21 protein-coding genes are annotated in these 22,049 nt (G+C 49.2%); 7 read left to right on the top strand and 14 right to left on the bottom strand.

The features are described 5' to 3' along the window. Positions 1 to 111: 111 nt before the first annotated feature. The 6 genes from ACQ4MZ_RS27735 to glpK all read right to left on the bottom strand — a co-directional run bounded on the left by ACQ4MZ_RS27735 (position 112) and on the right by glpK (position 8,044). A complete protein-coding gene (locus ACQ4MZ_RS27735) occupies positions 112 to 1,506 on the bottom strand; it encodes an NADH-quinone oxidoreductase subunit N (RefSeq protein ID WP_430850725.1) in 1,395 nt (464 codons plus the stop codon). Positions 1,507 to 1,515: 9 nt separating this feature from the next. After that, positions 1,516 to 2,964, bottom strand: a complete 1,449-nt coding sequence (locus tag ACQ4MZ_RS27740) for a complex I subunit 4 family protein (RefSeq protein ID WP_430850727.1) — start codon at positions 2,962 to 2,964, stop codon at positions 1,516 to 1,518. A gap of 54 nt (positions 2,965 to 3,018) precedes the next feature. Beyond that, complete coding sequence (gene nuoL, locus ACQ4MZ_RS27745) at positions 3,019 to 4,938, bottom strand: NADH-quinone oxidoreductase subunit L (protein ID WP_430850729.1); 1,920 nt, start codon at positions 4,936 to 4,938, stop codon at positions 3,019 to 3,021. 53 nt (positions 4,939 to 4,991) lie between these two features. After that, complete coding sequence (nuoK, locus tag ACQ4MZ_RS27750) at positions 4,992 to 5,345, bottom strand: NADH-quinone oxidoreductase subunit NuoK (RefSeq protein ID WP_342084490.1); 354 nt, start codon at positions 5,343 to 5,345, stop codon at positions 4,992 to 4,994. 102 nt (positions 5,346 to 5,447) lie between these two features. Then, positions 5,448 to 6,257, bottom strand: a complete 810-nt coding sequence (locus ACQ4MZ_RS27755) for an exonuclease domain-containing protein (protein WP_430850732.1) — start codon at positions 6,255 to 6,257, stop codon at positions 5,448 to 5,450. A gap of 287 nt (positions 6,258 to 6,544) precedes the next feature. Continuing rightward, entirely contained in the window at positions 6,545 to 8,044 is a 1,500-nt protein-coding gene (gene glpK / locus ACQ4MZ_RS27760) for a glycerol kinase GlpK (RefSeq protein ID WP_430850734.1), read from the bottom strand. 166 nt (positions 8,045 to 8,210) lie between these two features. On the opposite strand from glpK, the gene pbpC reads away from it, so the two are divergent. After that, positions 8,211 to 10,511, top strand: a complete 2,301-nt coding sequence (gene pbpC / locus ACQ4MZ_RS27765) for a penicillin-binding protein 1C (protein WP_430850736.1) — start codon at positions 8,211 to 8,213, stop codon at positions 10,509 to 10,511. 195 nt (positions 10,512 to 10,706) lie between these two features. Here pbpC and ACQ4MZ_RS27770 read toward each other — a convergent pair whose 3' ends face one another. The 4 genes from ACQ4MZ_RS27770 to ACQ4MZ_RS27785 are packed head-to-tail and all read right to left on the bottom strand — an operon-like array spanning position 10,707 to position 14,147. After that, complete coding sequence (locus ACQ4MZ_RS27770; protein WP_430850738.1) at positions 10,707 to 11,741, bottom strand: M28 family peptidase; 1,035 nt, start codon at positions 11,739 to 11,741, stop codon at positions 10,707 to 10,709. Next, positions 11,725 to 12,234 (bottom strand): DUF192 domain-containing protein, encoded by a 510-nt coding sequence (locus ACQ4MZ_RS27775; RefSeq protein ID WP_430850740.1) that lies wholly within the window; start codon positions 12,232 to 12,234, stop codon positions 11,725 to 11,727. Before ACQ4MZ_RS27775 ends, ACQ4MZ_RS27770 begins: the two co-directional genes overlap by 17 nt. Positions 12,235 to 12,236: 2 nt before the next feature. Next, positions 12,237 to 13,739 carry a cysteine--tRNA ligase gene (gene cysS, locus ACQ4MZ_RS27780; RefSeq protein WP_430850742.1) on the bottom strand — a complete coding sequence of 501 codons (1,503 nt, stop codon included), beginning with the start codon at positions 13,737 to 13,739 and terminating at the stop codon, positions 12,237 to 12,239. Between the two features lie 21 nt (positions 13,740 to 13,760). Next, complete coding sequence (locus tag ACQ4MZ_RS27785) at positions 13,761 to 14,147, bottom strand: DUF5618 family protein (RefSeq protein ID WP_430850744.1); 387 nt, start codon at positions 14,145 to 14,147, stop codon at positions 13,761 to 13,763. Positions 14,148 to 14,338: 191 nt separating this feature from the next. Between ACQ4MZ_RS27785 and ACQ4MZ_RS27790 the strand changes: the two genes are divergently transcribed. Both ACQ4MZ_RS27790 and ACQ4MZ_RS27795 read left to right on the top strand, forming a co-directional pair. Next, positions 14,339 to 15,256, top strand: coding sequence for a PfkB family carbohydrate kinase (locus ACQ4MZ_RS27790; protein WP_430850746.1), 918 nt, complete (start codon positions 14,339 to 14,341; stop codon positions 15,254 to 15,256). Between the two features lie 133 nt (positions 15,257 to 15,389). Beyond that, entirely contained in the window at positions 15,390 to 16,208 is an 819-nt protein-coding gene (locus ACQ4MZ_RS27795; protein WP_430850748.1) for a glycerophosphodiester phosphodiesterase family protein, read from the top strand. A 24-nt stretch (positions 16,209 to 16,232) separates the two neighbouring features. Here ACQ4MZ_RS27795 and ACQ4MZ_RS27800 read toward each other — a convergent pair whose 3' ends face one another. From ACQ4MZ_RS27800 to kdsA, 4 genes are all read right to left on the bottom strand, one after another. Beyond that, the gene (locus ACQ4MZ_RS27800) at positions 16,233 to 16,790 is read right to left on the bottom strand and encodes a DNA-3-methyladenine glycosylase I (protein WP_430850750.1); all 558 of its coding nucleotides are present in this window, start codon (positions 16,788 to 16,790) and stop codon (positions 16,233 to 16,235) included. A 36-nt stretch (positions 16,791 to 16,826) separates the two neighbouring features. After that, on the bottom strand, positions 16,827 to 17,285 hold the full coding sequence (locus ACQ4MZ_RS27805; protein ID WP_430850752.1) for a GyrI-like domain-containing protein: 459 nt from the start codon (positions 17,283 to 17,285) through the stop codon (positions 16,827 to 16,829). Positions 17,286 to 17,346: 61 nt separating this feature from the next. Next, on the bottom strand, positions 17,347 to 18,024 hold the full coding sequence (locus ACQ4MZ_RS27810) for a phosphatase PAP2 family protein (protein WP_430850754.1): 678 nt from the start codon (positions 18,022 to 18,024) through the stop codon (positions 17,347 to 17,349). An 11-nt stretch (positions 18,025 to 18,035) separates the two neighbouring features. Beyond that, positions 18,036 to 18,848: a 3-deoxy-8-phosphooctulonate synthase gene (gene kdsA, locus ACQ4MZ_RS27815; protein WP_430850756.1), complete on the bottom strand. Its 813-nt coding sequence runs from the start codon at positions 18,846 to 18,848 to the stop codon at positions 18,036 to 18,038. Between the two features lie 232 nt (positions 18,849 to 19,080). Here kdsA and ACQ4MZ_RS27820 point away from each other — a divergent pair, with 232 nt between their 5' ends. The 4 genes from ACQ4MZ_RS27820 to ACQ4MZ_RS27835 all read left to right on the top strand — a co-directional run bounded on the left by ACQ4MZ_RS27820 (position 19,081) and on the right by ACQ4MZ_RS27835 (position 22,041). Further along, a complete protein-coding gene (locus ACQ4MZ_RS27820; protein ID WP_015813362.1) occupies positions 19,081 to 19,317 on the top strand; it encodes an acyl carrier protein in 237 nt (78 codons plus the stop codon). A 43-nt stretch (positions 19,318 to 19,360) separates the two neighbouring features. Continuing rightward, positions 19,361 to 20,614, top strand: a complete 1,254-nt coding sequence (gene fabF / locus ACQ4MZ_RS27825; protein WP_430850758.1) for a beta-ketoacyl-ACP synthase II — start codon at positions 19,361 to 19,363, stop codon at positions 20,612 to 20,614. A 14-nt stretch (positions 20,615 to 20,628) separates the two neighbouring features. Continuing rightward, positions 20,629 to 21,375 (top strand): ribonuclease III, encoded by a 747-nt coding sequence (rnc, locus tag ACQ4MZ_RS27830; protein ID WP_223406370.1) that lies wholly within the window; start codon positions 20,629 to 20,631, stop codon positions 21,373 to 21,375. Positions 21,376 to 21,612: 237 nt separating this feature from the next. After that, positions 21,613 to 22,041, top strand: a complete 429-nt coding sequence (locus tag ACQ4MZ_RS27835) for an Hsp20/alpha crystallin family protein (protein ID WP_430850761.1) — start codon at positions 21,613 to 21,615, stop codon at positions 22,039 to 22,041. The last annotated feature ends 8 nt before the right edge of the window (positions 22,042 to 22,049 follow it).

Here is a 22,049-nt window from a genome sequence, read left to right on the forward strand (position 1 = left end):
GATATCTTTTTTCAATTACAGATACCCTTGATACGTGTGTTTGAACAGTTGGTAACAAAAAAATCGCCGTATGTCTTACGGCGATTTTCATAAGGTATTATTTGTAAGTTTTTAAATCAATTTCTCGAAGATACCCGGTGCCAGACCGAACAGGATTGTCAGGAATGTAGCCAACACCAGGATGATCTGGTAAAACGGCGCCACGCGGATCTTAACGGTATCCCCTTCCCTGAAGTAAGAAGAGATAATCACCCGGAAATAGTAGTAAATACCGACGGTCGACATCAGAACGGCGATCACAGTAATCCAGATAATGCCGCGCTCCGCTGCGCTCGTGAAAATGAAGAATTTACCCCAGAACCCGGCCGTGAGCGGGATACCAGCCAGCGAAAGCATGGATACCGCCAGTACGAAAGCCAGCAATGGGTTTTGTTTGGCCAGACCATTGAATGCTTCGTAGCGTTCGTTGGGCTGTCCTTCGATCGTTTTCTCCTTTGAAACGAGCATCAGCACACCGAATGCAGCGATGGTCGATAAGGAGTAGGCGAGAGAGTAAAAGATAATGGCGTTTTGAGTAGGCTTGCTCAGGGCCGTTAGTGCGATCAGCAGGTAACCTGCATGCGAGATACCCGAGTAGGCAAGCATTCTTTTGAAGCTGTTCTGACTGGTAGCACCGATGTTGCCCACCAGGAGTGTCAGCACGGCGATGATTGCGATCACGATCCACCAGAAGTTATAGATAGCAAAAGTGTGATTCAACAAACGGAATAGTGCCGCAAAACCGGCAGTTTTCACGATCGTCGACATGAAGGTCGTGAAAATAGTAGGTGCGCCTTCGTATACGTCCGGCGTCCAGAAATGGAACGGAGCTGCGGATACTTTGAAAAGCATACCGATCAGCAGCAATAGCAACCCTGCGTAGAAAATGTAGGATTGCGAAGCGGCGGACATATTCGACGCAAAGCCCTGGATCGCGACGAGCTGGAACGAGCCGGTTGCGCCATACAGCAATGTCATACCGAAAAGCATGAACCCGGTCGCAAATGCACCCATTAAGAGGTATTTCAATGCTGCCTCGTTGGAGCGCAGGTTGCGTTTATTGCTCCCTGTGAGCACGTACATGGCTACCGAAAGGATCTCAACACCAATGAAGAGCATAATCAGGTGATCGAAGCCGATCATCATAATGGCGCCCACGAGCGAGAAAAGCATCAAACCATAATATTCAGCCGGCTCGGCGTCTGCATTGTCCTGGAAGCCACCCGAGATTGCGACGATCATAAATGCGGAAAGCAATACGATCCCGTTGAATGCGAGCGTGAGGTTGTCCACCCGGAGCATGTCGTAGAAGTACAGGAACGGCCCTTTACCCCATTCGATGAAGTTGCTTCCCAGCGCGAGGATGAGGAAAAGCAGGGTAGAGGGTAGGAGGATGTTCTTGGATTTCGAAAAGCCCAGAAAGAGCGTTAATACTCCAAAAACCGACAACAATATAATGGGATACATATTCTTAACTTAGTTATTGACCAGTTGCAACAATTGGTTTACAGCAGGCTCTGTTATTTTCAGGAATGTGCTTGGGTAAATACCGATCCAGAATACCATGACGATCAGCGGCAGCAATACGGCGCGCTCGCTGGCAGTAAGATCCTGGAAGCCTTCCACCCATTTCGATTTCGGCCCGAACATGGATTTCTGGAAAAGACGGAGCATGTATACCGAACCGAGAATGATCGTCAGACCAGCTACGGCACCGAGCCAGCCTTTGTATTGGAATACACTTGAAAGCAAAAGGAATTCACCCACAAAGCCGTTGGTAAGCGGCAATGCAACGCTTCCCAGCAGCAACACCATGAAATACACGCTCAAATGCGGCGTGCTTTGGGTAATGCCCCCGAGTTGGTCGAGGTAGCGGGTTTTGGTTCTTGAATAAATAATGTCGACGATGAAGAAGAGGCCGATCACGTTGATACCGTGTGCGAGCATCTGGATCAATGCGCCTTGCAAGCCATTCAATGAAGACGAGAATACACCGGCCGCCATCAGTCCCACGTGCGCGAAAGACGAGTATGCGATGAGCGTTTTCATGTCGCTCTGCTGGATTGCGATGATGGAACCGTAGATGATACCGATCACCGAAAGGATCATCGCCAGGAAGCCCCATTGCTCCATGCCCAATGGCACGATCGGCAGCAGCAGGCGGATCAGACCGTAAACCCCCATTTTAAGCATAATACCTGATAACAGCATTGTAGCCGCGGTAGGCGACTCGGTGTAAGTATCCGGCTGCCAGGTATGGAAAGGGAAAAGCGGCATTTTAATGGCAAATGCAATGAAGAATGCCCAGAAAAGGTAGCCTTGGGCTGCCGGACTCAGTTGCAGTTGGTAGAATGCTGCTATTTCAGAGGTATGCGTGCCCGGTGTCTGGTAATAAAGGTAAACCAGCGCCACAAACATGAACAAGCTACCGAAGATCGTATAAATGAAGAATTTGAATGTGACCTTGATGCGGTTCTCTCCGCCCCAGATCGCCGCAAGGAAGTAAACGGGGATCAATGCAGCTTCGAAGAACAAGTAGAAAAGGAATGCATCCGTAGCAGTGAAAACACCGATCAGCGCCGCTTCCATAAATAGGATGAGCGAATAGAATGCCGCAGGGTTTTTGTACTCGTTTTTAAATGCCGAAAGGATGATCAGCGGTGTCAGGAACGTGGTAAGCAATACCAGAAGCATGCTGATACCGTCGATACCGGCAGCAAAGGAAATGCCTCCCGAGGCCAGCCAGGCATATTTAAACCCGAATTGAGAGCCAGCTGCAGGGTCGAATTGCAGCCAGGTAAAAATAGCGATGCCCAATGATGTCAGGCCGCCAACCAGCGCCAGCTGCTTCGCCATGCGTTCGCCGGCCAGGAGGGTGATAACGCCTGCCGCTATTGGTAAAAGTATTAAAAGAAGAGTAAGCATATTTTCAAGTCGACGGTCCGAAACTAATAGGAAACGGATTGATGAATGATCGGATCAGAGTAACAGCTTCCAGAATAATATGACCACAATGCCGATCACCATTGCGAACACGTATTCGCCGGTGGAGCCGGTTTGTGTTTTTCGTAACAGTTTCGCCCCCAGGCTCACGAGTTTTACGAATGCATCGATAATCAGGTCGATGAAAATCTCGCCGAAGCTGTACAGGATGTTGGACAGTGCTTTAATCGGCTTCACAAATACGGCATCATACAGTTCGTCGACATAGTATTTGTTATAAACCACGCGCTGCAAGCCTGATTTTTCTTCCGAATCCGGTGCTGGTACCGCGCCTTTTTGCACATACATCACATAAGCGGCGATTGCGGAGATCAATGCTGCGGCTACCGAAATGGCCATCAGCATATATTCTTCTGAATGTGAAAGGGAAGTATGTTCGAATGCGGCGGGGTTTGCTGTTTTTGCCAGATCATACAACGGGCTCATGAACTGTGCCAGCTGGTGTGAGCCGTGCAACGCTTCGGGAACGCCGATGAAACCACCCACTGCCGAAAGAATGGCGAGGATGATCAAAGGTACCGTCATGGAAGCAGGTGATTCGTGCAGATGGTGCTCCTGCTCGTGCGTACCGCGGAAGGTCCCGAAGAATGTGAGGAACAACAGGCGGAACATATAAAAGGAAGTCATGATCGAGCCCAGCACACCGATTACCCACAGGATTTTGTTGTGTTCAAAAACATGTGCAAGGATTTCATCTTTGGAGAAGAAACCTGCAAATGGCGGGATACCGGAGATCGCGATCGTGGCGATCAGGAAAGTCAGAAATGTAACAGGCAATTTCTTGCGGAGACCGCCCATTGAACGGATATCCTGCTCGTCGGACATGGCGTGGATCACGCTACCGGCACCGAGGAAAAGCAATGCTTTGAAGAATGCGTGGGTAATCACGTGGAACATCGACGCCGAATAGGCCATCGCGCCCAGACCCATGAACATATAGCCGAGCTGGCTCACGGTAGAGTAGGCCAGTACTTTCTTGATATCGTTTTGCAAAAGGCCGATAGAAGCGGCAAACAACGCGGTAGCTCCACCGATAATACCCACGATTTCGAGCGTCGAAGGCGCGAGTGAATAGAGCACGTTGGAGCGGATCACCATATAAATACCTGCGGTAACCATCGTTGCCGCGTGGATCAGGGCTGAAACCGGGGTAGGACCAGCCATCGCATCAGGCAACCAGGTGTATAATGGGATCTGGGCCGATTTACCCATGGCACCTACAAAGAGAAACAACGTAATGGTAATAATCACCGGGTCGCCTACCTGGAAACCGGCGGCAGCTTTACTGAAAACCTCCGAATATTCTACCGAACCAAATGTGGCGATGATCGTGAAGATACCTAGCAGGAAGCCAAGGTCACCCACGCGGTTCATAATGAATGCCTTACGGGCAGCATTGTTGTAGTTGGTGTTCTTGTTCCAAAAACCGATGAGCAGGTAAGAGCAAAGTCCCACACCTTCCCAACCGATGAACATGATCACGTAGTTCGAGCCCAGCACCAGCAGGAGCATGAAAAACAAAAACAGGTTCAGGTAAGCGAAAAACTTGCCGAAACCCGAGTCGTTGTGCATGTAGCCAATCGAATAAATGTGGATCAGCGAGCCTACGCCGGTGATGATCATCAGCATGAGCAGCGAAAGCTGATCTACCTGGAACGAGAACGGGATATTAAGGTCGCCGACCGTGATCCAGTCGAAAAGCGGTACGATGAACGGCTGACTGCCGGAAGCAACGAATGCATTGAACGTCATGACCGACAGCACGAAACTGGCCACAACCGCCAACGTTCCGATAATGCCGACTGCGCCTTTTGGAATATTGGGAAATCCGAGCCCGTTGATCAGAAAGCCGGCGAGCGGCAGCAGCGGAATCAGGATGAGTAATGATGCAGACATGTCTATTTTTTAATCTTTAATCTCTTGATTGTGTACCGGTTATGCGCCGGTAATTACCATTTCAGCTTGTTCAGGAACCCAATGTCCGTATTTCTGGTGTTGCGGTAAATCATTACGATAATGGCCAGCCCGACGGCTACTTCGGCGGCAGCTACCGCCATAATGAAGAATACAAAAACCTGTGCGGAAGGATCGGACCGATAGGAAGAGAATGCGATCAGCAGCAGGTTAGCAGCGTTCAGCATCAATTCAATCGACATAAAAATGATAATGGCGTTCCTGCGTGTAAGCACGCCGATAATGCCGATCACAAATAGTAAGGTGCTGAGAATTAGGTAGCTTTGAAGTGGGATATGTTGAATAACCGCTGGTATGTTAACCTCTGGCATGGTGGGGTTTGGGATCATAGCAGGTTTACCTAATGGGATATCCGGTTAAAATAGTCAAAAATAGATTTCTGGCAAAAATAGACATAATTACTACTTACTCAAACCTGAGGTAAGATTATGTCAGCGTTGGGTCAATCCCCTTAATTTAATCTCCGTCAATTTGCGTTTGGTGTCGAGCGGAAACTCGCCTTTCATCATCCAGTCGAAGAACGATGGTTCGTTTTTCAGGATGTCGGTCACACGCTTGCCATTGTGCTTGCCAAAGTTGAATACCTCTTCGCCTTTGTCGTTGAATACCATACGCCCCGCGAAATCCACGATTTTGGAAGCGGTCAGCTCGTGCAGCACGGCCACGTCGTTTTTCACCGGTTCGGTAACCTTGCCGTGCGCATCGGTGATCGTAACACCTTCGTATTTTGCGATTTGCCCTTGCAGCACTTCGAAAGTCGCGATAGTATCGGCCTCGGCGCTGTGTGCATTGTCGAGCGTTTTGCCGCAATAGAACTTGTAAGCGGCACTCAGGTTCCGCGGCTCCATCATGTGGTAAATGCGCTGCACGTCCACCATCCGACGGTTTTTAATGTCGAAATCCACACCCACGCGCAGGAACTCTTCCACGAGCATCGGAATATCGAAACGGTTGCTGTTGAAACCTGCCAGATCGCATCCTTCAAGGAACGATGCCAGGTTTTTGGCAATACTTTTAAATGTGGGGGCATCTTTTACATCCTCGTCGTAAATGCCGTGAATAAGGCTGCTTTCCAGCGGGATAGGCATTTCAGGATTGATCCTCCGCGTGCGGATCTCGGTTTCGCCATTTACCAATGCTTTGACAACGGAAATCTCTACAATGCGGTCGCGGACAATATTTACTCCTGTTGTCTCAAGATCAAAAAAAGCAAGGGGCTTTTTGAGATGGAGGGTATGCATGGGTTACTGAGGTTGATTTGGCACCGCGAAGTTAAGGTGAACGGCGTGATGGCACAAGGAATGGGCTTGTTTATATACATTATAAAGAAGAGTCATTTGTGGTCAGTAGGTTGTCAGGTGTTGTCATTTGTGGTCAGGAGTGGTCAAGTATTGTTATTTGTAATGAGGAATTGTCGGGGTGATTTTGAAGAATTTTTAGGCAAATTCTCCTCTCGCGACTATAAATGACAATACGTGACCACTCCTGACTATTAATGACCACACCTGACAATACGAAACAACTTGCGCTATTCAATCCAGTCATACGACTTGGTAACTGCCTTTTTCCAGCCTTTGTAGTAAGTATTGCGCTTTTCCTCGGCCATGTTCGGGTTCCAGGTGTGGGCGATGGCCCAGTTTTTCTTCAAATCTTCGGTGCTTTTCCAGTAGCCGACGGCTAATCCGGCGGCGTAGGCTGCACCTAACGCGGTGGTTTCAGCAACGGCCGGGGACACAACCTGCGTATCGAGAATATCGGATTGGAACTGCATGAGCAGTTGATTATGCACCATACCCCCATCCACGCGCAGGCTGGCGAGTTGGATGCCGGAATCCTGCTCCATGGCTTTTACTACGTCAACGGTCTGGTAAGCAGTTGCTTCGAGCACGGCGCGGGCAATGTGGCCTTTGTTTACGTAGCGTGTAAGGCCTGCGATGACGCCGCGCGCGTCGTTGCGCCAGTAGGGGGCGTACAGGCCCGAGAATGCAGGTACGAAATAGGCGCCGCCATTATCTTCCACGGTTTGGGCGAGTGGTTCGATGTCGCTGCTGTTCTGGATCAGGCCCAGGTTATCGCGGAGCCATTGTACCAGAGCGCCGGTTACTGCGACGCTGCCTTCCAATGCATATTGCACCGGCTGGTCACCGAATTTGTAGGAAATGGTGGTAAGCAGGCCGTTTTCAGAAGTTTTTAGCTCGGTACCTGTGTTCATTACGAGGAAACAGCCAGTACCGTAGGTATTCTTGGCCATGCCGGGTTCGAAGCACGTTTGGCCTACCAATGCGGCGTGCTGGTCGCCGAGGTCGCCGGCAACGGGAACGTCCGGGAGTACCTCATGGGTGGCATAGCCGTATATTTCGCTGCTACTCTTGATAGCCGGTAGCATGATTTCAGGGATATTATAAGCGGAGAGCATTGATTGGTCCCATTGCAGCGTGCGGAGATTCATCAGCTGCGTGCGGCTTGCATTGGTAACATCCGTCACATGGATACCGCCTTGCGTGCCGCCCGTAAGGTGCCAGATCAGGAATGTATCCATGTTGCCAAAGATCGCTTCTCCCTTTTCAGCGTCCTCGCGCATGCCTTCCACATTTTCCAGGAGCCATTTCAGTTTTAAACCACTGAAATAGGTAGAAACCGGCAGGCCGGTAATCTCACGAAACTGGTTGAGGCCGCCTTCCTTTTCATATTTCGCCACGAGCTCAGTGGTGCGCGTATCCTGCCAAACCAATGCATTGTAATAGGGCTTGCCGGTGCGTTTGTTCCAGACGACTGTCGTTTCGCGCTGGTTGGTAATGCCCACAGCCGCAATGTCCGAAGCGTGTGCCGACACGTGAATGCGCGCCAGAGCGATCACTTCCAGGGTGTTTTTCCAGATTTCGGTGGGGTTATGTTCTACCCAGCCCGGACGCGGGTAAATCTGCTCGTGCTCTTTTTGCCCTACGGAAACGATATTCCCCTGATGGTTGAAAAGTATGCAGCGTGTGCTGGTAGTTCCCTGATCGATGGCGGCAATGTATTTGGACATAATGGTATTATGATTGATTTTATTTGTAGTAAAGTAAGTAAATAGGGAAAATTAACCGATCAGGACAAATGCGCGGGCAATTTTATTGAACGGGGAGACGCTAAAACCGTTCGTCGGCGTTGGCTGTATTATATTGCAGCGTTATCGGGTCACAGCGCATCCTCCTATGAAAAACAGTAAGGTCAAAAAAGCATTATTGGCATTAATCGGCCTCATACTCCTGCTTTTCGTGCTTGATCTGGCTTTTCCCTTCCGTCCTGAAATTCATTATGCGACGCAAATCACGGACCAGAAGGGGCGGGTAATTCATGCATTTTTAAGTAAAGAGGATAAATGGCGGCTCTATTCGGATGTGGATGAAATCACTCCGCTGCTCCGGAAAACGCTCATTCATAAGGAAGACCAATATTTTTATTACCATCCGGGGGTGAACCCGTTCGCGGTGGTACGTGCGGCTGTCAGGAATGTGTTTTCTGGAAGAAGGACTTCCGGGGCATCTACTATTACCATGCAGGTGGTGAGGCTGATGGACCCGCGTCCGCGAACCTATTGGAATAAGGTAGTTGAAATGTGGCATGCGTTTCAGCTGGAAATGCATTATTCCAAAGAAGAGATCCTTCAATTTTATGTAAACCTTGTGCCTTATGGCGGCAATATCGAAGGTATTAAAGCGGCCTCTCTGTTCTATTTCGGCAAAGCGCCGCAGCTTTTAAGCCTTGCAGAAATTACCGCGCTCACGATCGTGCCTAACCGCCCGTCGGGCCTGCGCCCGGGTACACGTAACGACGCGCTGCGCAACGCGAGGAACACCTGGCTGAAACGGTTTCAGGAAGATGATTTATTTGACCATACCGTAATCCAGGACGCCATGGAGGAGCCCTTGAACATCCGTCGGCTCCAAACCCCGCGCCTGGCTCCGCACCTTTCGATCCGCCTCAAACAGCAATATCCAGACGAGCCGGTGATCCGTACGAACCTCAATCTCCAAGCGCAAAGCCAGATAGAGGAGCAGGTTAGGAATTACATCAACCGGCGGCAACTGATGAATATCCACAATGCCGCGGTGCTGGTGGTGAACAATGAAACGATGGAAGTGGAAGCTTATGTAGGCTCGGCAGATTTCAATAATCCGTTCGACGGAGGGCAGGTGGACGGGGTGCGAGCGGTGCGTTCGCCTGGAAGTACTTTGAAACCGCTGTTGTATGCCACTGCCTTCGACGCGGGCATCATCACCCCGAAATCAGTTTTGAACGATGTTCCTGGGAATTTCAATGGGTACGAACCTGAAAACTTCGATAAGCATTTCAATGGCGCGGTTACCACTGAATTTGCATTGGCCAATTCGCTGAATATCCCGGCGGTGAAGGTTTTGAAAGACATCGGTACACCTGCATTGATCACGAAATTGAGGAAAGCAGGTTTCAAGACGGTGGACAAACAAGCCAAAGATCTGGGACTTTCGATGATATTGGGCGGCTGCGGGGTAACTCTGGAAGAACTCACAAGGCTGTTTGCTGCGTTTGCGAATGAAGGAAAGTTGCGAAATCTCCGGTTGAGCGGTGCGGACCCCGCCGACAAAAAGGGAACATTCCTATTGTCGGAAGAAGCCACGTTCCTCACGACGGGCATTCTCACGCAGATAACCCGTCCCGATTTACCCACTAATTTTGACAATACCTATCATTTACCCCGCATAGCCTGGAAAACCGGTACGTCATACGGGAAAAGGGACGCATGGAGCATTGGTTATAACCGTCGATATACGGTCGGGGTATGGGTCGGGAACTTCTCCGGAGAAGGCGTGCCCGAGCTGAGCGGCGCCAATACCGCTACGCCTTTGCTTTTTTCGATCTTCAATGCATTGGATTACAACTCGCCGAAAGGCTGGTACAAATCCCCGGCCAATATCTCGCTTCGCAATGTGTGCCCGGCGAGCGGCGACATTCCCTCGGATTTTTGCGGTCATCAGGTCCCCGATCAATACATTGTCGGTACGTCGGCTTACCGCAAATGCCAGCATATGCGCTGGGTTTTTACCGATGCGGCGGGGAAAATGTCATATTGTACCTATTGCCTTCCTGAAAAAGGCTTTGAGAAAAAAGCCTACCCCAATCTGGCACCGGAACTGATCGCGTTTTATGAACTACAAAAACTGCCCTACCAGAAAATACCTCCTCATAATCCGAAATGCGAGCGGGTTTTTCATGAAGGGGTGCCGTTGATCGTGAGTCCGAATGAGGGAAGCGAATACTACATCCGTAAAGACGAGCCGCAGCAAATCCAGCTTGCGTGCCAAGCTGCCAATGATGTTCAGGAAGTGTATTGGTATATCAACGATAAGTTATACCAAAAATCGCCGCCGCAGGAAAGCGTCTTCCTGAGCCCACCGCTGGGGCGTGTCAAAATTTCTTGCAGCGATGATAAGGGGCGGAACTCCGACGTTTGGATTATCGTGAAGCGGATGTAGGGTTGTCAGGTGTTGTCAGAAATGGTCAGGAGTAGTTGGGTATTGTCATGAGTAGTAAGGTGTTGTCAGGTATGGCCAGAACTTGTCAAATGTGGTCAGCTACTGAGGATTTAATCAATGACTACCGCCGACAATTCCTGACTATCAATGACAAAACTTGACAACTCATGACTATACCTGACCACACTGACCACATTACAGCGGCTGATCCTTCGCCTCCTGGTAAAGCACCTGAACGAGCGTTTGGCCGACTGCCTTCAACGTTTTCGGATCGATGTTTTCCATGGTGTCGTGGGTAGTGTGCCACTGGTCGAAGAACGTTTTGCTCATATTGTTGGGCCGTGTATGGATGATGTCGATCATCGGGATATGTGCCACCTGGTTTACAGGGACGTGGTCGTCGGTAATGCCCGGGCCGGCCTCGTCGATGAAATAGTTGCTGTAACCAAGACGGCTGGCTGTTGCCCAAACCTGCCGTACGACATCACTGGCGAGCTGTAGTGAATAGGCTTCCTTAAAGAATGTGGCCCCTTTTGCGCCAGCCATATCCAGGAGAATACCGAAATAGGCGGTATAATTAGGAATATGCTTGTTGGCCGCCCAATACTGCGAGCCAAGGCAGAAACCACTATGTTCCATTTTGGTTTCCTCCGATTCGGAACTGCCCCAGTCTTCGAGGTCGAAGAAAATGATATCGACGCCAATCTCCGGTTTGGCAGATTGAACCGATAGTGTACGGGCTACTTCCAGCAGAATTCCCACGCCACTCGCGCCGTCGTTTGCGGCCAACACGGGTTTGTTTTTCAAAACCGAATCCTGGTCCGAGAATGGTCGCGAATCCCAGTGGGCCGCCAGGAGTATCCGTTTGGCAGCAGCCGGATTGAACGAGCCGATGATATTGCGGCCATTGACAATCTTGCCGTCAAAAGTGGTGTCCTTAAAAGTTTGTTCACTTACCTGCAATCCATATTTCTTCAAGCTGGCAACAAGGTAATCGCCGCAAGCTTTGTGTTGCGGGGTCCCCGGCACGCGTGGGCCGAAATCGACCTGCTTCTGTACAAATTGAAATGCGCTATCGGCATTGAAATCCGCACTTTTAACCAATGCGGGTGGGGCCTGCTCCGCAGTTTGTTCGGAACTGGTGTTGCTGTTGCACCCGTAAATGCCGGCAATGATCGCTAATGCGATGGGTAAGCGCTTAAAAAACAGTTTATTAGAAAGAAATGACATCTCCTGATTGAATATTGTTTTGCTTGGTAAAACCTGCATTGACCTCCACCACATATTGTACTAGACCGTACGGCGGAATAGCCTCTTCCGAATACGGTTGGGTGTTTTCTGCGATTGAAATGATTTTTTTATCCGGACCTACATATATAATGTCCAGCGGAATGGATGTGTTCTTCATCCAGAAGGAATGTTCGTCGGGCTGTTCAAAAATGAAAAGCATACCCACCGAATCGGGCAGGTAGGAGCGGAACATCAGGCCCTTATTTCGTTCAGCTTCGTTTTCGGCAATTTCGACCTCGATTTTTTTGAAAGGCTTGCCGTTTTTCAGGAAAGTTACCTCGCCTTCCTTATTAAAAACCGGGGTTGGTACGGCCGGAGCAGATATTTCCGCAGGCTTGCTTTTGTCGGAAAACGATGCGATGAAATACGCCACGCCGCCCAACAAAAACACACCCAGCAATATGAATGCAAAAACCGACTGCCGTTTTTTCATGACTATTCCTCGTATGCCCAGTCGATCCTGGTCTTGGTATCGCGGATCACCAGCCCCTGATTTTTGAAGTAAGAACGGATTTCGTCGACTTTTTCGTAGTTCTGCGACAGTTTAAATTCGCGGTACAGTTTCAGCATGCCGTCGAGGATCGCGTGGCCTTCGGCAAGCTCTTCTTTCAAACCGAGCACATCTTCGAAGAATATGACGAACCGTTCTTTTAGCGAAGTAAATACAGCTTCGCCTAATGCAGCCGATTTCAATTGACCCATATTCAGCATGTTGATGTATTTCAGCATGTTGAAAAGATTCGCAAATGCTACGGCCGTATTAAGGTCGTCGTTCATGGCATTGTAAAAGCCTTCGATCGATTTTTCGATGTCCGCTTTTTTCGCTTCGTCCGCATTTACGCCATCCTCATGTGTATACGTGAGCATTTTTGCAATGCGCAGGCCGTTAGCGAGTTTTTTGTACCCTTTTTGAGCCGCTTTCAATGCGTCGTTTGAGAAATCGAGCGTGCTGCGGTATTGGCTTTGCAGCATGAAGAACCGTACAGTCATCGGACTGTAAGCCTGGTCGAGGAGCTCGTGGTTACCCGAAAACAGCTCCGAAGGCAGGAATGAGTTCCCCAGCGACTTCGACATTTTCTGGCCGTTGACCGTCAGCATATTCGTATGCATCCAGTAACGCACCGGCTCTTCGTCGGTGAGGGATTTTCCCTGTGCGATCTCGCATTCGTGGTGAGGGAATTTCAGGTCCATCCCGCCGCCGTGAATATCAAACTGTTTGCCTAAATATTTGGCACTCATGCATGTACACTCCAAATGCCAGCCGGGAAAACCTTTGCCCCAGGGTGATTCCCATTGCATAATATGCTCCGGATTGGCTTTTTTCCACAATGCGAAATCAAGCGGGTTACGCTTTTCGGCTTGTCCGTCGAGCTCGCGGGTCTCGTTCAGCAAGTCCTCGATAATGCGGCCCGAAAGCTTGCCGTACTCGTTGCCGCCTGCCTGGTATTTGTTGATATCAAAATAAACCGAGCCATTGGATTCGTAGGCTACTCCCTTGTCAATCAACGTCTGCACCGCTTCGATCTGCTCGATCAAATGCCCGGTCGCAGTAGGCTCGATGCTCGGAGAAAGCAGGTTGAATATGGCAGTGACTTCGTGGAAATCATTCGTATATCGCTGCACGATCTCCATCGGCTCGAGTTTTTGCAGCTTTGCCATCTTCCCGATTTTGTCCTCACCCGCGTCGCCATCGCCCACGAGGTGGCCCACATCGGTGATGTTTCGGACGTAGCGCACCTTATAACCGATGTGCGTCAGGTAGCGGAACAGGATATCGAATGAGAGAAATGTGCGGATGTTGCCCAAATGCACATTGTTATAGACCGTCGGCCCGCACACATACATGCCGACATAGGGAGGGGCAATGGGAACGAAAACATCCTTTTTACGGGTAAGCGTATTGAATATTTTAAGTGGCTGGAAAGTTTGTGCGGTCATTTATATGTTGTACTTTCTTGATTACTGATTTTTCTTTTCGAGCCGGGTCTCGACCCAGTCGATGATTTTTTCTGCCTTCTTTAGACCTAGTGAGGCTGTGTCGGCACTTCTGATTCCCTGATAGCCCATATCGATGTGGAGGATTTCGTAGACACCGGTAAAGTTCGATAAAAGCGTTTTGTCAATCCGGCTCAATTCATATTGATACCATTCAGCACTCTTCGGTGTCCTTTTATTTTTCTCCCCTAACAACTCATTTAGCGCCAACAACACGCCGGTGTAGGCTGTATGTCCAGCGATTTTAACGTATTTTCTATCCTGATAAAGTCCGTCCTGTTTCTTTGCATTGTTGCTGAGAAAATCCTTTGCATTGTCGATATGGCGTCTTGCTTCTAAGATTACTTCCATGATAGTATGTGATTAGAGTGGTGTTTTACTTGATTCTGACAAAAATAGCAAATAACCCATGATTGATTTGTAGGTATAATTGAGAATGAGCAGGCGGCGAGAGGCTATTCGGCCGTTTTGTTTATCTTCGCAGCGTTTTTGCATTTAAAATCCAGTTTGAAACTAACTTAAAATCAATACAGTAATCACTTATGAGTTTACTTACCGTAGGATCTGTTGCATTCGATGCGCTCGAAACCCCGTTTGGAAAAACAGACAAAATTATCGGTGGTGCAGCCACTTACATCACACTAGCTGCTTCCTATTTTACCCAGCAAAATAACCTCGTTGCGGTTGTAGGCGGCGATTTCCCCAAAGAAATGATCGGCCTGCTCGAAGAACACGGCGTGGATACCAAAGGTTTGGAAATCGTGCAGGAAGGCAAGACATTCTTCTGGTCGGGTAAGTACCATGAGGATATGAACACCCGCGATACGCTGATCACGGAACTGAACGTGATGGAGCATTTCGACCCCATTATCCCCGATTCCTACCAGGGTACTGAGTTCCTGATGCTGGGAAATACGGTTCCTGCTACTCAGAAAGTAGTGATCGAGCGCCTGGCGAAACGCCCGAAGCTGATCATGCTCGATACGATGAACCTGTGGATGAACATCGCACTGGACGATTTGAAATCCGTTCTCAAACTGGTTGACCTCCTGACGATCAATGACGAGGAGGCCCGTTTACTTTCAGGCGAATACTCATTGCGCAAAGCTGCGAAAAAAATCATGGCAATGGGGCCAAAAACCCTGATCATCAAGAAAGGCGAGCACGGTGCATTGCTGTTCCAGGAAGACCGTATCTTCTTCGCGCCCGCATTGCCGCTGGAAGAGGTGTTCGATCCAACCGGCGCAGGCGACTCGTTTGCAGGTGGTTTTATCGGCTACCTCGCCGCTACCAACGACATTTCGTTCGACAACATGAAGCGCGCGATCATTTACGGTTCGGCGATGGCTTCGTTCTGCGTGGAGAAATTCGGTACTGAGCGACTGGTGAACCTTTCAAAGGAAGAAATCAACGCCCGCGTTCAGGAATTTGTGAAACTGGCGAGCTTCGAAATACAATAAAAGTTTAAAGTTCAGAGTAGAGGAGTCTATAAGTTGAAATTACATTTCTGCTTGTAGACTCATTTTTTTGGCAGGCTTGTTAGCCTGTTTGATTGAAAAAACGGTAACTCCGCTGATAACCTGAAAATTCACGATGAAATTGTTTATTCACAAAATCTGCTCCCTCGTGGCGTGCGCTACGCTCGCTATACCCGCATTTGCGCAGCATCATGCCCACCCTGTATTACCACATTCGAAAAACAAAACCGTCGTGATTGCTCATCGCGGCAACCACGTGAACGCACCCGAGAATACGCTGGCGTCCACACGTGAGGCCATCAACTGTGGTGCCGATTACGTGGAGGTGGATTTAAGGACAACCAAAGACGGCCACCTAGTAGCGATGCACGACGCCAAAGTGGACCGGACGACCAACGGCATGGGCAAAATTGCCGATATGACCTGGCAGGAGGTGGAAGAATTGCAGGTTTTCAACCGTAATAAAAAGACTCACCGCGTTCCCGAGTTCAGAGAGCTGCTCGCACTTTGCAAAGGCAAAATCAACATTTACCTCGATTTCAAGGACGCGGATGTGGCCGAAACCTGGAAGCAGATCAAAGCCGCCGGCATGGAGCATCAGGTGGTGGTGTATTTAAATAAGGAAGAACAGTATAAGAAGTGGAAGGAAGTAGCACCTGAGGTACCGCTGATGACCAGCCTTCCGAAAGAGGTGACGAACAAAGAGCAATTCACGGCATTTCTCAGCCAAATCAGCATTCAGGTAGTGGATAATGTCACTAACCCTGAATTATTGAAAGCGGCGCATGAGCTTGGCATTTCCGTTTGGCTTGATGTACAGAGTCCTACCGAAGGGCCGGCTTCCTGGAACGAGGCGTTGCATAAGGGTGTGCAGGGTTTGCAAACGGACAAGCCGGCGGAAATGGTATCCTATATGAAGACGCACGTGCAGTAGCATTTCAAAAATCACCCGCGCTAATCAACTACTGTGACCATTCGTGTCAGTTCGTGCCTTCGTGGCAATAAAAATCGGACAATCCGCATCATGGGCACCGGGCAGATATCCTGTACTCATTAAAAACTCATTTACAATCTCGCCGCCCGTAAACTTAAAAGTCTTCTTGAAAAGTTTGATCCACTGCTCTTTGCTTAATGGGTGGTGCGCATCGATCCAGCCTTTGAACGACCCGTATTCCTGTTTCAATTCGAGGATCTTCTGTGCATTCACAATAGCTGCATTCACCTTCAACCGGTTCCGGACAATGCCTGGATCGGCCAGGAGCCGCTCGCGATCGGCTTCATCATAAGCAGCAACTTTTTCAATAGAGAAATTGTCATAAGCGGCCCGGAAACTGTCCTGTTTCCGCAGCATGAGCGTCCAGCTGAGGCCTGCCTGGTTGATTTCCAGCAAGAGCCGTCCGAAGAGCTCGTCATCGTCTTCGATCGGAAAGCCGTACTGGTTATCGTGGTAATGCTTGTGGAGCAGGTAGTCAGCCTGCTCCGAGGGATTGTTGATGATGTAAGTGCAATATGACATCGCGGTGGTTGTTAGGATCTTGTCCTTTAAAACAGTTTATTTCAAAATGCCGATCTGAACTTCGGTGATATTCCGGTCGGGGTTTTCGAAATCCATATTCAGGTAAATTTCCCGGCTCTGTCCCGACATAGCAAGATTTTGCGACATAATCTCGCCGAACAGTGCGCCATAAGTGTTAACCAGCCCATCCCAGCTTCCATAAAGTTCTTCGCTGATGCATTCAAACGTTTCAAGCTGCTTTAACTGGTAAGCCGAGTCAATAGTGTGTGAGGGTGGTGTGACCGGCAATGCGATAGTCAATGTAAAAACCGTATCCGGCCGGCCGTCAGCGCCTTCATAAACCCAGTAAATCGGACCGGTGATTTCGAGGTCGTTGCGGATCGCGTCCTGATACAGTTTCCTGGCTTCAACACGTACATACTGCAAAATTTCCCGGAACGAAGTCCGCGTTTCGAAGCATAGAACGTGAATGGGCCGGATGGTTTTCGTTTGCATGGCTAACAGATGTTTATGCAAAAGACAAACCTGCGAGTGACAACCCTATGTCAGCAGCATTTCAATTTTTTTCACTGTGCCGTCGGGCCTTCATTCTGCGCACCTGCTGCTGCATCCACGGATAGCTGATATACACGACTTTGGTTGCGCCTATACCTATGCCTGCACCCATGAGCACGTCCGCGAGCCAGTGGTGGTTGCCCAGCACGCGCATGGCTCCTACGGTAGTTGCGGTACCATAGCCGCCTATACTATATAATACGCTGCGCTGGCCGTATTCCTCATGCAGGATCGTCGCATTCGTGAATGCCGTTGTCGCATGGCCGGAGGGGAAAGAATGGTTGTCTTCTTCGTTGGGGCGTGGATACTTCACAATGCGTTTCAGGCTTTGCGTAACCCCCTGGGCGATCACATTGGAAAGTATGGCCAGAATGACCTGGTCTCCGAGTTTATGCTTCCCCTTCACGCCAGCGGACGCCAGCCCGAGGCTCACCACACCCGGCGCATAAGGAAGGAATTCGTCTACCTTCGTGCGGTAATTGGGATAATTGGAAACCACGCGCTCCTGCAAATGCCGGCTGATCTTGCCCTGAACAATGAGGCTCGCAAGTCCGAGTGTGACAGGCGGGATCACGTCCCCCGCCGTTACTTTCCAAAGTTTGGTAGAATCCTGCTGGGCAAATGCCGTTTGCGGGATAATTTGAATACAAAGAAAAAGGCATATCAAATATGCCTTCATAGTTTTTGGAATCATAAAATAGCTTCTCTCACACGTACAAGTCTTTCCAGCAGCCCTTCGAGCTGATCGAGCGGGAGCATATTGGCGCCGTCGGATTTGGCTTCGGCGGGGTTGAAATGGGTTTCGATAAAAAGGCCGTCGGCACCTACGGCAATGGCGGCTTTGGCAATAGTTTCTATCAATTTCGGTTTGCCGCCGGTTACGCCGGAACTTTGGTTGGGCTGTTGCAATGAATGGGTGCAGTCCATTACGACGGGCACGTCGAATGCCGCCATTTCGGGCAGATTGCGATAATCCACGACCAGGTCGCCGTAGCCGAAGCTGTTGCCGCGGTCGGTAAGAATTACCTGTGCGTCGGGATTTACCTCATTGATTTTTTCGGCAGCAAATTTCATCGAAGCACCTGAAAGGAACTGACCTTTCTTCACATTTACAGCCTTACCTGTGCGCGCGGCCGCCGCGAGCAATTCGGTTTGGCGACAGAGGAACGCGGGAATTTGGAGTACATCCACATACTCGGCGGCGAATGCGGCTTCGTGTGATTCGTGGATGTCGGTAACAGTAGGAACGCCGAATGTCTGACTTACTTCCTGCAAGATTTTCAGCGCTTTTTCATCGCCGATCCCGGTGAATGAATCGATTTTGGTGCGGTTGGCTTTGCGGTAGGAACCTTTGAATATATAAGGAATACGAAGGCGGTCGGTAACCGTCACGATATGTTCGGCGATTCGCAGGGCCATATCCCTTCCTTCGATGGCGCAGGGACCAGCCATGAGGAAAAAGTTAGTCGAATCGGTATTTTTCAACTTCGGTATCGAGATCATACGGGTGTTGGTATAGATATTGATAAATGTTTCGCGAATGTACGGCTATCCGTAATGTTCTCTTTGCACTCGGCCGATTTCTTAAAACAGAACCCTTATAATCGGCTGATTTCCTGCTTTTTTTTATTTTAAACCAGGATTGTGCAATAAAATGACCAGTTTAAAAAATTTTTGAAAAAGTGAACTGAAATATCTTTCTTTGTGGCGATTTTAACCAAAAAGTGATTATAAAATGTCAGCAATTGCAGAAAGAGTTAAGCAAATTATCGTCGAAAAACTCGGCGTAGAAGAGTCGGAGGTTACACCGGAAGCAAACTTCCAGAACGACTTGGGAGCGGACTCTCTAGACACCGTTGAGTTGATTATGGAATTCGAAAAAGAATTCAATCTTTCTATCCCTGACGATCAGGCAGAGAACATCGGTACAGTTGGTCAGGCTGTTGCATATCTGGAAGAAAACGTGAAGTAATCCGGTTTTTACCAGTACAATCTTCTATTTCTGTCCCAATTTTATGAGTTTTAAGCGAGTTGTAATTACAGGTATGGGCGCATTGACGCCCGTTGGCAATGATGTTCCTACCTTTTGGTCAAATCTGGTTGCAGGCGTAAGCGGTGCAGCCCCCATCACGCGGTTCGATGCTGAAAAGTTTCGCACGCGTTTCGCCTGTGAGGTGAAGGGATTGGACGTTACTAATTACATACCGCGGCAAGAAGCCCGTAAAATGGACCCCTTTACACAATACGCCGTCATCGCGGCTGATGAAGCGATGAAGGACGCCGGCTTTGACGCAGATACGCTTGATCTCGACAAAGCCGGTGTAATTTGGGGCTCCGGTATTGGTGGTCTCAAAACTTTCGAGGAAGAAGTGATGAACTATTCCGAGAACGGCAGAACTCCCCGCTTCAATCCTTTCTTTATCCCGAAGATGATCGTCGACAGCGCTTCCGGCGTATTGTCGATCCGGTACGGTTTCCGGGGGCCTAATTTTATCACGGTATCGGCTTGTGCTTCGGCAACCAACGCCTTGATCGACGCATTCAACTATATCAAGCTTGGCTTGATGAATGTGTGTATCTCCGGCGGTTCGGAAGCGGCCGTTACGATTGCCGGTGTAGGTGGTTTCAATGCGTTAAAGGCATTGTCCGAAAGAAACGATTCGCCTGAAACTGCCTCGCGCCCTTACGACAAGGACCGGGATGGTTTCGTACTTGGAGAAGGCGGAGCGGCGATTATTCTGGAAGAACTCGAACATGCGAAAGCACGAGGGGCTAAGATTTACGCCGAAATGATCGGTGCCGGTATGTCATCCGACGCCTATCACATCACTGCTCCGCATCCGGAAGGACTCGGCGCTTACATTGTAATGAAAAATGCAGTCGAAAATGCAGGTATCAAGCCTGAGGAAATCGACTACATTAATACCCACGGTACATCTACCCCGATCGGTGATCCGCAGGAGATCAAAGCCATAGAAAAATTCTTCGGCGAGCATGCATATGATCTGAATATCAGCTCTACGAAATCGATGACAGGGCATTTATTGGGAGGAGCAGGAGCGATTGAAGCTGCCGCCTGTATCATGGCGATCAAAGACCAGATCGTGCCGCCTACCATTAACCACTTTACCGACGACCCGGAAATCAATCCGCGATTGAAGCTGACCTTCAATAAGGCTGAAAAACGTCGCGTAAATATCGCTTTGAGCAATACTTTCGGTTTCGGAGGTCATAATGCGTCAGTCGTTTTCAAAAAATATGAAGACTGATTAAATCTCTACCATTGGCAAAGCGAATTCTTATACCGATACTTTCCCTATTCAGGACCGGAAGTGCTGAGGATAAAAAATTTAAGGAGTCGATTGCGCATGTTATAGGCGACAAGCCTTCCAATCTCGGCGTTTATCAGCTGGCTTTCCGGCACACCTCCGCTTCCCGCGAAACCGCTATCAAAGGTTTCAGGGAATCGAACGAGCGTTTGGAATACCTGGGTGACGCGGTGCTGGGCATGGTGGTAGCAGAATTTCTTTTTACGAAATATCCCTACAAAGACGAAGGCTTTCTTACCGAAATCCGTTCACGGATCGTGAACCGCGAATCGTTGAACCAGATCTCGCGAAAGCTCGGCCTCGACAGGCTGATCGAATACGACGGCAATCGCCGTGGTATGTCGCCACGGTCGTCTATGTATGGAGACGCGCTAGAAGCATTCGTAGGTGCTATTTATCTCGATAAGGGCTTCCGTTTCACACGGACCTTCATCATCAGCAAACTCATCACGCATTATGATCTGGACAGCATTATCCAGAACAACGTGAACTTCAAAAGCCTCATCATCGAATGGGCGCAGCGCGAAGGCAAGGAAATCCGTTTTGAAATACTCGAAGAACGGGGTACCCGCCACCACCGCGAATTCATTTCCCAAATTCTCGTCAACGACGAGCCTTTCGCAACAGGCAATGGCTTTACCAAGAAGAAAGCCGAGCAATCCGCATCGGAGCAAGCCTGCGCGATCCTTGAATTGAAATAACCTTACTTGTTTTTGAGTGCCCGCTCATTGGTTTTCCGATGGGCTAACGATGCTTTTGTCATTTTGCAGAATTGAGAATCGGTCGTTTTGTCTGCGTTTGGAAGCCTAAAATTGCCTAAATCGGCCATTTTGTCGCTATTTTTTTGATTTTGTAAGCCCGGAACAGAAGTTGTTAAATAGAGGGCATAACCGCGAGGTTGGAAGAAATTGAAAACTAGAAACAAAAACCTTATAACAATGAGCACATTAGTCAAACATTTCGCAGGTCCTTCTTATTTGAATGGATTTTTTGGTAAGGATCTCTTTAACGAATACAACACTCCTGCATTTGCAGGCACCGTACCAGCTGTGAACGTGGTTGAAAACGACGAAGGTTTCCGCATCGAAGTAGCGGCCCCCGGCCTTCAAAAGTCTGACTTCAAACTGAACCTCGATAAAAATCAACTGACCATCTCAGCTGAGAAAGAGCAGAAGGAAGAAAACAAAAACGAGAAGTACACGAGGAAAGAATTTAAATACACCTCTTTCCAAAGAACTTTCACTTTGCCTAACACCGTTGACGGCGACAGGATCGAAGCCAACTACGCCGACGGCATCCTGAGCATTGCGTTGCCGAAACGTGAAGAAGCAAAAGAGAAACCTGCCCGCCTGATCGAGGTCGCTTAGTCGGACGT

Source organism: Dyadobacter sp. BHUBP1 (genome assembly GCF_050587785.1).
Classification (GTDB): Bacteria; Bacteroidota; Bacteroidia; order Cytophagales; family Spirosomataceae; genus Dyadobacter.

Excerpts from the sequence above, each read along its gene's own strand:
- ACQ4MZ_RS27735 (WP_430850725.1), bottom strand. The coding sequence starts at position 1,506 with ATGTATCCCATTATATTGTTGTCGGTTTTTGGAGTATTAACGCTCTTT.
- ACQ4MZ_RS27740 (WP_430850727.1), bottom strand. The coding sequence starts at position 2,964 with ATGCTTACTCTTCTTTTAATACTTTTACCAATAGCGGCAGGCGTTATC.
- nuoL (WP_430850729.1), bottom strand. The coding sequence starts at position 4,938 with ATGTCTGCATCATTACTCATCCTGATTCCGCTGCTGCCGCTCGCCGGC.
- nuoK (WP_342084490.1), bottom strand. The coding sequence starts at position 5,345 with ATGATCCCAAACCCCACCATGCCAGAGGTTAACATACCAGCGGTTATT.
- ACQ4MZ_RS27755 (WP_430850732.1), bottom strand. The coding sequence starts at position 6,257 with ATGCATACCCTCCATCTCAAAAAGCCCCTTGCTTTTTTTGATCTTGAG.
- glpK (WP_430850734.1), bottom strand. The coding sequence starts at position 8,044 with ATGTCCAAATACATTGCCGCCATCGATCAGGGAACTACCAGCACACGC.
- pbpC (WP_430850736.1), top strand. The coding sequence starts at position 8,211 with ATGAAAAACAGTAAGGTCAAAAAAGCATTATTGGCATTAATCGGCCTC.
- ACQ4MZ_RS27770 (WP_430850738.1), bottom strand. The coding sequence starts at position 11,741 with ATGTCATTTCTTTCTAATAAACTGTTTTTTAAGCGCTTACCCATCGCA.
- ACQ4MZ_RS27775 (WP_430850740.1), bottom strand. The coding sequence starts at position 12,234 with ATGAAAAAACGGCAGTCGGTTTTTGCATTCATATTGCTGGGTGTGTTT.
- cysS (WP_430850742.1), bottom strand. The coding sequence starts at position 13,739 with ATGACCGCACAAACTTTCCAGCCACTTAAAATATTCAATACGCTTACC.
- ACQ4MZ_RS27785 (WP_430850744.1), bottom strand. The coding sequence starts at position 14,147 with ATGGAAGTAATCTTAGAAGCAAGACGCCATATCGACAATGCAAAGGAT.
- ACQ4MZ_RS27790 (WP_430850746.1), top strand. The coding sequence starts at position 14,339 with ATGAGTTTACTTACCGTAGGATCTGTTGCATTCGATGCGCTCGAAACC.
- ACQ4MZ_RS27795 (WP_430850748.1), top strand. The coding sequence starts at position 15,390 with ATGAAATTGTTTATTCACAAAATCTGCTCCCTCGTGGCGTGCGCTACG.
- ACQ4MZ_RS27800 (WP_430850750.1), bottom strand. The coding sequence starts at position 16,790 with ATGTCATATTGCACTTACATCATCAACAATCCCTCGGAGCAGGCTGAC.
- ACQ4MZ_RS27805 (WP_430850752.1), bottom strand. The coding sequence starts at position 17,285 with ATGCAAACGAAAACCATCCGGCCCATTCACGTTCTATGCTTCGAAACG.
- ACQ4MZ_RS27810 (WP_430850754.1), bottom strand. The coding sequence starts at position 18,024 with ATGAAGGCATATTTGATATGCCTTTTTCTTTGTATTCAAATTATCCCG.
- kdsA (WP_430850756.1), bottom strand. The coding sequence starts at position 18,848 with ATGATCTCGATACCGAAGTTGAAAAATACCGATTCGACTAACTTTTTC.
- ACQ4MZ_RS27820 (WP_015813362.1), top strand. The coding sequence starts at position 19,081 with ATGTCAGCAATTGCAGAAAGAGTTAAGCAAATTATCGTCGAAAAACTC.
- fabF (WP_430850758.1), top strand. The coding sequence starts at position 19,361 with ATGAGTTTTAAGCGAGTTGTAATTACAGGTATGGGCGCATTGACGCCC.
- ACQ4MZ_RS27835 (WP_430850761.1), top strand. The coding sequence starts at position 21,613 with ATGAGCACATTAGTCAAACATTTCGCAGGTCCTTCTTATTTGAATGGA.